The following is a 12,466-nucleotide window of genomic DNA, read 5'->3' as shown; positions in this document are numbered from 1 at the left end:
CGAAACTTACGCCGCCCCGCAAAGCGTAAGAACAACCGCTTTCTGCGCGTGCAGCCGGTTTTCCGCTTCATCAAAAACAATGGATTGCGGACCGTCGATCACTTCCGCAGTCTGCTCGCAACCGCGGATCGCCGGAAGGCAGTTCATGAAAATCGCGTCCGGTTTTGCATGCGCCATCAGCGCGCTGTTCACCTGATAGGGCATAAATTTAGCAATGCGGGCTTCCTCCTGATCCTTCGGAATATGGTAGCTCATCCACGAATCTGTGTAGACGACATCAGCATCCCGTACCGCTTCCACCGGATCATCAGTCACAAAAACAGATCCGCCGGATTCCTTTGCAAATTCTTCACAATCCGCAACCACATCCGCCCGCGGAGAAAACTCCTCGCCGGCCGGCGATCCCACCGAAACATGCATCCCCATTTTGGTTCCGCCATACATCAGCGAATGCGTCACATTATTGAACCCGTCGCCCAGATAGGCCAATTTCAGCCCGGCAACTTTTCCCTTTTTCTCCTCAATCGCCTGGAGGTCGGCCAGAATCTGGCACGGATGACTGTCATCCGTCAGCGCGTTGATGACCGGCACGGTGGAATACTCAGCCATTTCCAGCAGATCTTCATGCTTAAAAAGCCGCGCCATAACCACATCGACAAACCGCGAAGCGGTCCGCATGGAATCGCTGATGGTCTCTTTTCCACTGCCCATCGGCGACGTGGACATATCATAATAAATCGCATGCCCGCCCATCTGAGTCATCCCTGATTCAAAGGATAGACGGGTGCGCAGACTGGGCTTCTCAAAAATCATCAGCAGATTTTTGTGCGCCATGGCGTTGTAATATTTTTCCGGATTCGCCTTCACATCCTTCGCCAGATCCAGCACTTCGCGAATCTTCTCGGGACTCCACAGTTTTAGAGAAATTAAATGTTCCATCGTATTTTCCTCGTGATTCGTCAAATGTGAGCCGCGACCTTTCGCGCCTCCATCCTCATTTTTCATCCAAATTAATAGTCGTCGTAATAACGGTTCACTTCATCTTCGCGGCCGAATGTTTTCAGAATCAGCGCCGCACGGATCCACATCCCGTTACGCATCTGCCGCCAGTAAACCGCACGAGGATCATTATCAATCTCCGTGCTGATTTCCTGCCGACGCGGAAGCGGATGCAGAATCACCGTCGTATCCTTGATGATATCCATATGCTCCGCACCGATATAATAATCCGAAGCCTCCGTGGTACTGCCGTCACCATCCACATCCCATTCATCCTGAATCCGGGTCATATAAATGGCATCGGCCTTCGGCATGACGGATTCAAAATCCTCTGTCACCACATATTTTGTACCCGCTTCGTCCAGCTGATCGAGAATATCCTGCCCGATCTGCAGCGAGTCCGGCGCAATAAAATAAAGCGTCATATCCTTATAAAGGGTCAGCAGCCAGGCCAGCGAACGCACCGTACGCCCACGCGCCAGATCCCCCACAAAGGCCACATGCTTGCCGTCAATCCCGCCGATCTTTTCAAAACTTCGTTGCAGCGTGTAGATATCCAGCAGCGCCTGCGTCGGATGCTGATCCGCACCGGACCCCGCATTCAGAATCGGAATTTCCCGTTTCGTATGCGCCATCATCCAGGCCACGCGCTCTGCGAACCCCCCCACCGGATGGCGCATGATAATCATATCGGCATACGAACTGAAGGTCCGGATCGTATCTTCAGGCGTTTCGCCTTTCACCTCACTCGACGTCTTCTGGTCGCGCACATCCATTGTATCCAGCCCCAGAATCTGACAGGCCGCATTGTGAGAAAGATAGGTACGCGATGACGGCTGCGCAAAATAAAGCATTGCGCGCTTGTCGGACAGCAGCCCCTTCAGGAAGTTGGCCCCGGCCCGCCGCTTATTGATCCGTTTAATCCGTGTTGCCAGTGTACACAGCTCTTCAATCTCACTGCGCGTAAACTGCTGGGCAATCAGCGTGTGTCTTCCCCGAAAATAGCTGCCCTTCTCCGCCAACGACAACGTCTTGAATGCCTTCCACGAAATATCACTTAAATTTTTCACATCAGCCATGATCTCTTCCTTCTTCCGAAAACAAGTGGGTAATCATAGCGCGACGGATCGTAAAGTCCACCCTTCCCATATCCCATTTCTTCCCCTACATTTCCGCCATGTCATTTCAAGAGAAGAAAATCAGCACCCTCCGGGTAAACGGAGAGGTGCTTAAAGGCGTTTCAACCAGCTCCATTCAGCTGACAGACACCCCGATCAGCGCTCAGGCTCTGCTCTGCGCCGACCTGTTCCAGACCTTGGAAAAAAATGTACTCTGGATCGCAGCCGACGTTCGCGAAATGGAGCGTCTCCACGAATCACTCCTTTCGTTGCAGCGTCTACTGCAAACAGGCGGCACCGCATCACCGGAATCCGCCCGCCCCTGCTTATTCCAACCTATGGAAAAAGACCCCGCGGTCTTCGGCGAACACCTCAAACTCGTTCAACTCCTCTCCGAGAAACAACGCTTCATCATCATCACCTGCCCCCAGGCCATGGAGCAGGACGTTCCAATCTCCGGAAAATCGGAACAGGCTGTTCAGACCCTGAAACTCGGCGAAGAACACAACCCTGAAACACTCTGCGCATGGATGACCGAAGCCGGGTACGAATTCGGCATCGAAGTCTATGCCCAGGGCGAAGCCGCCCTGCGCGGCGGCATCCTCGACTGCTGGCCGCCCGGCTCGCCCCGCCCCGTCCGTATCGAATTCTTCGGCGACGAAATCGACTCTATCCGCTATTTCGACGACCAGACCCAATGCTCCATCGAAAAAACCGAATCCGTCCAGCTTCCTCAGCTCGACTTCGGTTTTGCAGGCGACGAAACCTGCCCGCTCACCGACCTGCTTCCGGAAAACACGCTCACCGTTAACGACGTACAAGTCACATCATCGACCCGGCATCGCCCTGTAGAAACCGGTTTCAGCTTTTACGATACCGGGCTCGTCGCCGTTTCATACGACACCCATCCCAAAGAAGCGGAAGAATCCCGCCGACGCTTTGTCGATCAACGCTGTGCCGAAGCATCCAATGACTGGAATATCCATTTCTTTTTTGAAACCGAAGGCACGCTCAATCGTTTCACGGAACTTTATTCCGACCTCGAAGGCTTCCAATCCCTGGAACTCCACAAAGGCGTAATCCATGAAAGTGCGGTGGATTTTGATCGGAAAATTCTGCTGATCACCGAAGCCGACTTCTATGCCTACCACACCAACCGCAGCGCCCACGCCCGAACGGCCAAACGCTTTCAGAAACAGGAGCGCGTCAACGAGGCGGCCGACATCCAGCCCGGCGATTTTGTCGTGCACGTCGAGCACGGCGTCGGTAAATATCTCGGCATCGTTGAAACCACCTTTTCCGACAAAAGCATGGAAGTGCTCGCCATTGAATATGCTAAAAGCGAAAAAGTCTACCTTCCCGTCACCCAGGCCCACCTGCTCACCCGCTATAAAGGCATGGGAAAAAATGCGCCGAAACCACACACCCTCGGCGGCCGGAAATGGCGGAACGACAAGGCCGGGGCCGAAGAAGCCGTAAAGGATATTGCCGCCCAGCTGCTGCAAACCCAGGCCGAACGTCAGGCCAAACGCGGATTCCGTTTTTCCAAAGACACCGCCATGCAGGCCGAATTCGAAGCCGCCTTTCCCTATACCGAAACGGCCGACCAGCTGACTGCTGCCGAAGAACTTAAACGCGATATGGAAAAACTGCGCCCCATGGACCGCCTGCTCTGCGGCGATGTCGGCTTCGGAAAAACCGAAGTCGCCATGCGCGCCGCCTTTAAAGCGGTCATGGATGGCATGCAGGTCGCGGTACTCGTGCCCACCACCGTGCTCGCCCAGCAGCATTTTGACTCATGTGCTGAACGTATGGCTGCATTTCCGGTCACCGTCGATATGGTCAGCCGCTTTCGCACCAAAGCACAGCAGAACAAAACCCTTTTAAAAACCCTGGAGGGCGAAGTTGATATCCTCATCGGCACCCACCGCATTCTGTCCAAAGACGTAAACTTTAAAAACCTCGGCCTCGTCATCATTGACGAAGAGCAGCGTTTCGGCGTCACCGCCAAGGAGCACCTCAAAGAACTGCGGAAACAGGTCGATCTCATTACCATGTCGGCCACGCCGATTCCGCGCACGCTCTATATGAGCCTCACCGGTGTTCGCGACCTCAGCACCATCAAAACCGCTCCGCAGGAACGCCAACCGGTCGATACCAACGTCATTCCTTACGACGAGGAAATCATCGCCGAAGCCATTCGCGCTGAACTCCACCGCAATGGACAGGTCTTCTATCTGCACAACCGCGTCAAAACCATTCATACCGTCGAAACCAAACTGATGGCCCTCGTCCCCGAAGCCCGCATTGCCGTCGCTCACGGGCAGATGGGCGAAAAAGAACTTTCCGAAATTATGCACGCCTTTGTCGAAGGCCGGTTCGATATCCTGCTCTGCACCACCATCATCGAAAGTGGTGTCGATATTCCCAACTGCAACACCATGATCGTTGAAAACGCCGAACGCTTCGGCCTCTCCGATCTCTACCAGCTCCGCGGCCGCGTCGGACGTTCCAACCACAAAGCCTTTGTCTTCATGATGCTTACCCCCGGCGGCGACCTCATCGACGCCGCCCGCGACCGCATGAACGCCATCAAGCGCTACACCGGCCTCGGCTCCGGTTTCCGACTCGCCCTGCGCGACCTCGAACTGCGCGGTGCCGGCAATATGCTCGGTGCCAAACAAAGCGGCCATATCTCCGCCGTCGGTTTCGACCTCTACTGCCAGCTGCTCAAACGCACCATCGCCATCCTGCAGGGCAAAAAACCGCCGCCGCTCATGGACGTCACCGTGAAAATCGACTTCCTCGACCTTTCTCCAAAGTCTGGAAACCGGGAAAACGGCGCCTTTATTCCCTACGATTACATCGAGGATGAAAACCTCCGGCTCCGCCTCTACCAGCGGATTTCCGCTCTCGCCACCAAACAGGAAATCACCCGGATGAAACGCGAGATCAAAGACCGCTTCGGCAAACTGCCCCCGGAGGTACAGCGTCTCATGCTCATCGCCGAACTGCGCATCACCGCCGCCGAACACGACCTCAAATCGATCATCGTCCGTAATTTCCAGGTCATGATGTCCAAAGAGAAAAAGTACAAAACCTACGGCGGACGTCACCCCACCCTCAACCGCGACAAAACCACGCCCATGCTCAAAGAGATCATATCCCTCGTAGCCGAAGAGTGGTAGGGACCGACCGCCGGGCGGTCCGAAAGGCAGGGACGGCTCGCCGAACCGTCCACTGCACCCTCAGCATGCACGAACTGCCAGCTATATTCCGGCCCCCGCAGACTCGCGGCGCGCCCGGCGGTCGCGCCCTACCACTGTCGCATCACTTGGCGATCGCACGTTACCAGCTTCGGTTTTCCCAAACGTAAAGCCAGTCTTCGGGCTGTTCACACAACCCGGCGCGGACCGGGTTCATCCGGATATAATGCGCTTTCTCGATATAGGATTCATCGGCGCGGAGACGATGATCGAAAAAGTCGCGCTGCCATTGGATACCGGACTGTGTGCAGGTGTACCGCTTCCAGTCCGTAATAGATTTCTGCATGCCGACATCGCGGTTAAAACTCATGATCGCATGCAGGTGATCGGGCATCAGCAAACAGAGATGAACCCACAGGTCCCCGCGATCCTGCCGAAACTGAAGGGAATCACGTAAGCATTCAAATCTGCTTTCCTGGCAGAGCTGATTCACGCCCCTGGGTTTCGCGCAGATCGTAATGAAATATTCCGAACCGGAATCAACCCAATACGGAATGCCATGCGGAAGCCCTTTTCTTTCAGGAAGCATGAAAGAATATTAAATGCGAGAAAAGCGCCGGACAAGCCCAAAGGCAGGGACCGTCCGCCGGGCGGTCCGAAAGGTAGGGACGGCTCGCCGAGCCGTCCGCCGCACGCTCAGCATGCACGAACTGCCAGCTCTACTTCAGGCTCCGCGGACATGCGGCGCGCCCGGCGGTCGCGCCCTACCCAACGCCCCGGTTTTATTTCCGGTTGCGCTTCATGGCTTCGTAATCATCCAGTGTGCCGGGATAATCGATGATGCCGGTTTCGGTGACTTCGAGAATGCGGGTGGCGAGGGTGGCGATAAAGCGGTGGTCGTGGGAGACGAACAGCAGTGTATTCGGAAACAGCGACAGGCCGAAGTTGAGCGCCTCGATGGATTCAAGGTCGAGGTGGTTGGTGGGCTCGTCGAGCGCCAGCACATTCCCCCCTTCCATGGTCATTTTAGAAATAACCAGACGGGCCTTTTCGCCGCCGCTCAGAACGCCCACTTTTTTCAGCACGTCTTCGCCGCGAAACAGCATGCGGCCCATGAAGGAGCGCAGCTCAACTTCGTTATATTCGCCGTCACCGAAACGGCCGAGCCATTCCAGTGCGCTGACCGCCGGATCCAGCAGATCCGCCGTGTCCTGCGGAAACATGCCGATTTCAACGGTTTCGCCGAAAATAATAGATCCTGTATCACTCTTCAGCTCATCACACAGAATTTTCAGCAGCGTCGTTTTTCCAATGCCGTTTTTACCGATAATCGCCACGCGTTCTTCCGGCCCGATGGTGCAGGAAAAATCCTTAAATAACACTTCATCGTAGGTTTTGGAGAGATCCTTCGCCTCGATCACTTTGTCACCCAGCCGGTTTTTCGGATTAAAGCGGATAAAAGGCGAAACGCGGCTGCTGGGTTTGATTTTGGTGACTTCGAGCTTATCGAGCTGTTTTTTGCGGGACGTCGCCTGTTTGGCTTTGGACGCATTGGAGCTGAAACGCGAAATAAACGCCTTCAGGTCATTGGCCTGTTTCTCGACTTTCTTATTCGCCTTTTCCTGCTGCTCGCGTGCATCCAGAGCCGCGATGGTGAAGTCGTCATAATTCCCGGGGAACATGCGGATTTCGTGATAGTCGAGGTCAGCAATATGGGTACAGACCTGGTTCAGGAAAAAGCGGTCATGCGAGATCGTGATCAGGGTCCCTGTGTAGCGCTTCAGCAGATCCACCAGCCACTCGATCGACTCCATGTCCAGGTGGTTGGTCGGTTCGTCAAGCAGCAGAATATCGGGTTGCCCGAACAGCACCTGCGCCAGCAGCACCCGCAGTTTAAAGCCGCCCTGCAGCACGGTCATATTCTGTTCAAACAGGTCTTCCGTAAATCCGAGGCCCACGAGCAGCGTCGCCGCCTCGGACTCCATGGTATATCCGCCGGCTTCGCCAAACTCATCTTCAATATGGCCGCACCGGTCATTTTCTTCGTCGGTCAGCTCGTCTTTATTGTAGAGATATTCCCGCTCACAATGAATTTTCCAAAGTTCGGGATTACCCTGATACACGGTATCAATGATTGAAAATTCATCAAATGCGGCGTGATCCTGCCGGAGATATCCCAATGTGCAGTCATTCCCGATGACCACTTCCCCTTCGCTCTGCTGCTGTTGCCCGGTCAGAATTTTCATGAAGGTCGATTTTCCGGAACCGTTTGCTCCGATCAGGCCGTAGCGGTTGCCGGGGGTAAACTTGACGGAGACGTCTTCAAAAAGGGCGTCTTTACCAAAGCGCATGGTTATATTCGATGTCGCAATCATAGATAAGAAATCCTGTTTAATCAAAAATTCGGGTTAAAGAGCGCGCTTTCATAACAGGATCAGCCGATTGAACCGACAGGAATTTTGATAAAAGATATTCTGTCTAAATGAAAACAAACGTAATGAAACACGAGATTGACGGCCGCGTCGGCAAGCTTCTCCGAAAGCACAACATTTTCTCCTTATTGACAAATTGAGAATAATGATCACCGTTCAGACCCACAGATCCACCGTTGCCAAAAATTTCCAGATCATGATCCCTTAATAGAAACCGTCAAAATCATCGCCTCTCTCCTAACCGCAACAAAACCGCCCTTATGCTCCAATACATTCTTTCGCGGTGCAGCGGGTCTGCAAATACCGCCCACCACTCTCCGAAGCGCTTCGCTACCCTTCACCGAAAACGGATGATAAGGACTTAATATTCATTCAGCTAAGGTATAAAAAATGCTTATTCAGAAAGCTAATATATCAAAGGAGGGTTAACATGAAATTCAGGCTTCCGATAAAGTCGCTGAGCCCCGTACTCATTATAGTTGCATGCTGCACAGTCGAAGCATCCTCCGATGTACTGATTTCAGATTTCGAAACAACAAATCCACTCGTATCCTCGTATACGGGATCCACATGGGCTTCCCCGGTTGACCAGTTTCAGTCCTTCACCGACGGCAGTGTTTCCGGACAGGAAGTGCTCCCGCTGGAAGGCGGAAATCCAACCGTAAGTGGAGGTGCGGAAACGCTCGGACTGAATTTAAACCTATCAGGAACCATCGCTCTGGAACTTACAGCGCGCCTTCTGCCCGACCATGGAGCAAACGTAATTCAAGTGCTGCTGTTGGATGCAGACGGAACCCGTGAACGATTCAACTTTTCCAGCTCCGACTTCAACACCAGTACATTCTCCTCTGCGTGGGTCGATTTCAACGATGGAATCACGTCAACGGCCGGAACAACCCCCGGATTGGATCTAACGGCCATCACCGCTTATGGAATACAGGGAAATTACTATGATAACGGCGGCTCTGCAGATGCCATGTTCGGCGTGCAACTCGACAACCTGAATGCATCCGTTATTCCCGAACCCAGATCCATAATCATGATTTCATTGACGGGAATTTCCATCCTGATTATCCGACGTCAGCTTATCATCTAATCGCTTCGGGCTCAGGAAATGATGACGGAAAGCCCACGGACTTTCCGCAAAGAACCCCCGAGAAAACAGACCGTCGTTAATGGGAAAATCACGGACTCTGTATGCGTGCTGCCGTCACTCCGGGCATTGACCCGGAGCCCGACCCACCCATTATAAACAGATCAGCACACGTCTATATGCGCGGCTTGAGCTGCGGAAACAGAATAACATCGCGAATGGCATCCGAGCCGGTCAACAGCATAACCAGGCGGTCGATGCCAATACCCATTCCACCGGTCGGAGGCATTCCATATTCGAGCGCTTCCAGGAAATCTTCATCGATTTTTGAGCCATCGCCTGCGGCCTGCTCCTCGAAGCGTTTTCGCTGTTCAACAGGATTATTCAACTCACTGTAGGCCGGCGCAATTTCCTTACCGCCGATAATCAGCTCAAATACATCGACCAGTTCCGGATCGTCGGCACAGTGGTTGGCCAGCGGAACCAGTTCTTTCGGCAGACGGGTGATAAAGGTCGGCTGGATCAGTGTTCCTTCAATAGTCTTATCATAAATCTCGTGAGTCACCTGCTTGAAGTCCATATCGTCTTCAATGTGCACTTCGAGTTCTTCGGCTTTGGTCCTGGCTTCTTCGAGCGTCTTATCAAACCAGTCCTCGCCGAGGTGCTCTTTAATGAGATCATAGTAGGGCACTTCACGCCAGGGCGCCGTCAGGTTAATGGTGTTCCCCATCCACTCAAATTCCATTTTACCGAATACGGTTTCGGCCAGATGAGTGAACATCGACTGAATCAGCTCCTGCATGGTGCGCATGTCGCCGAAGGCCTCATAGATTTCCAACGCGGTGAATTCCGGGTTGTGCGTGCGATCGAGCCCTTCATTGCGGAAATTCCGGTTCATTTCATATACGCGATCCATACCGCCCACAATCAGCCGTTTGAGATACAGCTCTGGAGCAATCCGCATATAAACATCGGTACTGAGTGCATTATAGTGCGCTTTAAACGGCTTGGCCGAGGCCCCGCCGGCAATCTGATGCATCATCGGAGTTTCCACTTCAAAATAACCGCGCCCGTCCAGGAAATTACGAATCTCCTTCACGATCTGCGTGCGCTTCTTGAAGAGGTCCATCACTTCCTCATTGGAGATCAGGTCGAGCGAACGCTGACGATAGCGGGTTTCCACATCAGTAAGACCATGAAATTTTTCCGGAAGCGGAAGCAGGGCTTTGGAGAGCAGCGTCCAGCTGCTTACCCGAATCGTTTCCTCTTCAGTACGGGTAATGAAAAGCTCGCCTTCCACCCCCACAAAATCGCCGAGATCGAGCAGTTTAAACGCCGCGAAGTTATCCTCGCCGAGCACATCCTTTTTCACCATGAGCTGAAATTTGGCCGAGCCGTCTGAAATGTGGGCAAACGCCATTTTGCCCATTTTTCGAATCGCCACAATCCGGCCGCAGGCTTTCACGGTTTTATCCAATTCAAAGTCCGCATGCAGATCCGCAAGGCGCGCCGTGCGCTCGAATGCTTTTCCAAAGGCTGGGAAACCGGCCTCCTCAAGCTTTTTCATATTTTCAATACGCTGTTGGCGGTATTCGTTTCCGGAAACTTCTTCGCTCATGATTTTCTCCTGAAAAATTGGCCGCAAACCATAGCATTCCCCGCCCCCAAGTCAATGCACAGAAAAATTTTAAACGGAAGAATGCAAAGCCCCTCCATTCAGGAATCTCTAACGGTGTCTGTGTTCTGCGGTAAAAAAACTATTCCCAATCGGCCAGGCGCAGATTGGGATTTACATCGATCGGCTCATTGGCAGCTTTGCCCAGCCGCACCTTTTCATAGGCCGCGCCGGCAATCATCGCGGCATTATCCGTACAGAGCGGCGGCGGGCAAAGCAGCAGCGTAACACCGGTTTTTTCAGAAAGGGCCGCCAGTTTTTCGCGCAGCACCCGGTTCATTGAAACCCCGCCGGCACAGGAGAAGCTTTTAATTTCGAACCGGTCAAGCGCTCGCTCCACGCGCATCGTCAGCGCATCAGCTACAGCTTCCTGATAACTGGCCGCAATATCAGCCAGCTCCTGACCCTCCGGCTCATGATCAAGATTTTTCACATACGTCAGCAGCGAGGTCTTCAATCCGCTGAAACTGAAGCAAAGGTCGCGGGCATATTTATACACCCACTTCCCCCGATCAACACTCTCCAGCCCGCGTGGAAAACGAATCGCCTTCGGGTTTCCGCCCTCGGCGGTTTTCTGAATAATCGGTCCGCCGGGATACCCCAGCTTCAGAATGGCCGCCGCTTTATCGAGCGCTTCGCCGGAAGCATCGTCGATGGTACTGCCGATGATTTCATAATGACCCGGCGCTTTCATCAGCACCATACTGCTGTCACCACCGGAAACAAGGAGTCCCAGCATAGGATAGGCGTCCTCCTCGGCCGGCGGATTTTCAATCATGAAAACCGAATGCAGATGCCCTTCGTGATGATTCACTCCGATCAGCGGCTTATCCAGCCGTTGCGACAGCGTTTTTGCTGCGGAATAACCGATCAGCAGCGAACTCGCCAGCCCCGGACCGTAAGTCACGGCAATCGCATCAATGGAATCGTAGGTCTCGCCTGCATTTTCCAGCGCCTCTTCAATGATCGAAGGCAGTTTGGCCACGTGGTTGCGCGATGCAATTTCGGGCACCACTCCGCCGTAAGGACGGTGCTTGGCAATTTGGGAGTAAATGGCATTGGAGAGAACATGCCGACCGTTTTCAACCACGGCCGCTGCAGTTTCATCGCACGAGCTTTCAATTCCTAGGATTTTCATAGCGGGTAGTTAAACGGGGCCTGAATCTGAGATTCAAGCCCCGTTTTCAAACTTTAGCTTTTTTTGCGGATTACATGCCGAGCATACCCTGGCGTTCCGCCTCTTCGAATTCCTTGATTTCCTGATCAAGCTCCTCGAAAGCTTTTGATGCACGGAAGCGCTCGTAGAGTTTATTACCGCTTTTCTGAAGTGTGGCCGGAATAACATCCGGATTGAGCACCATCAGCACATAAGCCGTGGTGACACCGTCGTTGGCTTCATATTTCTGCATTTTCGGCACAGTGCCCTGCAGTTCCTGTGCGGTGATCTGCTTGGTGGCCGAACTGAACAGCTCGTTGATTTCAGAACCGCTGGCTTCTCCCACCTCTTCGATGAACGCTTTTTCCAGGTTTTCAATTTTCACCTGAACCAACTGCGCCAGATTTTTACGCGCTTCGACTTTTGCTTTGGTGATGGCCAGCTGGGTGTTGCGGGATTCACCGAGACCGACAGACGCCATACCGCCTTTTTCCGTGATTTTACCGACTTCTTCCTGCATGTAATCAAACATGGTTTTATCCGAATCTGCTTTCGGGGCGGATTTGCAACCGGTGAATCCGATGCTTACGGCGAGAGCCAAAAGGCCAAGGGCGAGTTGTTTCATTTCTCTGTCTCCTGTGTAATTTCCAGTTATCGGAACACCCGTTCCACACACACTGTTGTACGGCGGCCAGTATTAAAGGATTAGTAAGCGTCCGCAACTGTTTTTTCGCGGTAACTAGCTGAGGAAAATACGCTTTTTTTCCAGACATTGGAAAAATATCCC

At 53.2% G+C, this 12,466-nt stretch carries 9 protein-coding genes; 2 read left to right on the top strand and 7 right to left on the bottom strand.

Translation table 11 applies throughout. The annotated features are described in order from the left end of the window. Positions 1 to 6: 6 nt before the first annotated feature. Both argF and pyrB read right to left on the bottom strand, forming a co-directional pair. Positions 7 to 939, bottom strand: a complete 933-nt coding sequence (argF, locus tag P9H32_RS01045; protein WP_322607001.1) for an ornithine carbamoyltransferase — start codon at positions 937 to 939, stop codon at positions 7 to 9. 71 nt (positions 940 to 1,010) lie between these two features. Beyond that, positions 1,011 to 2,078: an aspartate carbamoyltransferase gene (pyrB, locus tag P9H32_RS01040; protein ID WP_322607000.1), complete on the bottom strand. Its 1,068-nt coding sequence runs from the start codon at positions 2,076 to 2,078 to the stop codon at positions 1,011 to 1,013. A 98-nt stretch (positions 2,079 to 2,176) separates the two neighbouring features. On the opposite strand from pyrB, the gene mfd reads away from it, so the two are divergent. Then, on the top strand, positions 2,177 to 5,305 hold the full coding sequence (gene mfd / locus P9H32_RS01035) for a transcription-repair coupling factor (protein ID WP_322606999.1): 3,129 nt from the start codon (positions 2,177 to 2,179) through the stop codon (positions 5,303 to 5,305). Between the two features lie 160 nt (positions 5,306 to 5,465). Here mfd and P9H32_RS01030 read toward each other — a convergent pair whose 3' ends face one another. After that, on the bottom strand, positions 5,466 to 5,912 hold the full coding sequence (locus tag P9H32_RS01030) for an REP-associated tyrosine transposase (protein ID WP_322606998.1): 447 nt from the start codon (positions 5,910 to 5,912) through the stop codon (positions 5,466 to 5,468). Between the two features lie 193 nt (positions 5,913 to 6,105). After that, positions 6,106 to 7,698, bottom strand: coding sequence for an ABC-F family ATP-binding cassette domain-containing protein (locus P9H32_RS01025; RefSeq protein WP_322606997.1), 1,593 nt, complete (start codon positions 7,696 to 7,698; stop codon positions 6,106 to 6,108). 487 nt (positions 7,699 to 8,185) lie between these two features. On the opposite strand from P9H32_RS01025, the gene P9H32_RS01020 reads away from it, so the two are divergent. Continuing rightward, positions 8,186 to 8,851 carry a hypothetical protein gene (locus tag P9H32_RS01020; RefSeq protein WP_322606996.1) on the top strand — a complete coding sequence of 222 codons (666 nt, stop codon included), beginning with the start codon at positions 8,186 to 8,188 and terminating at the stop codon, positions 8,849 to 8,851. Positions 8,852 to 9,023: 172 nt separating this feature from the next. On the opposite strand, the gene lysS is transcribed toward P9H32_RS01020, so the two are convergent. The 3 genes from lysS to P9H32_RS01005 all read right to left on the bottom strand — a co-directional run bounded on the left by lysS (position 9,024) and on the right by P9H32_RS01005 (position 12,304). Beyond that, positions 9,024 to 10,466, bottom strand: a complete 1,443-nt coding sequence (gene lysS / locus P9H32_RS01015) for a lysine--tRNA ligase (protein WP_322606995.1) — start codon at positions 10,464 to 10,466, stop codon at positions 9,024 to 9,026. Between the two features lie 139 nt (positions 10,467 to 10,605). After that, on the bottom strand, positions 10,606 to 11,661 hold the full coding sequence (gene tsaD / locus P9H32_RS01010; RefSeq protein WP_322606994.1) for a tRNA (adenosine(37)-N6)-threonylcarbamoyltransferase complex transferase subunit TsaD: 1,056 nt from the start codon (positions 11,659 to 11,661) through the stop codon (positions 10,606 to 10,608). Positions 11,662 to 11,731: 70 nt separating this feature from the next. Beyond that, positions 11,732 to 12,304, bottom strand: coding sequence for a hypothetical protein (locus P9H32_RS01005; protein WP_322606993.1), 573 nt, complete (start codon positions 12,302 to 12,304; stop codon positions 11,732 to 11,734). Positions 12,305 to 12,466: the final 162 nt, after the last annotated feature.

Source organism: Pontiella agarivorans (genome assembly GCF_034531395.1).
Taxonomy (GTDB): Bacteria; Verrucomicrobiota; Kiritimatiellia; order Kiritimatiellales; family Pontiellaceae; genus Pontiella; species Pontiella agarivorans.
This window is presented reverse-complemented; position numbering and strand designations above follow the sequence as displayed.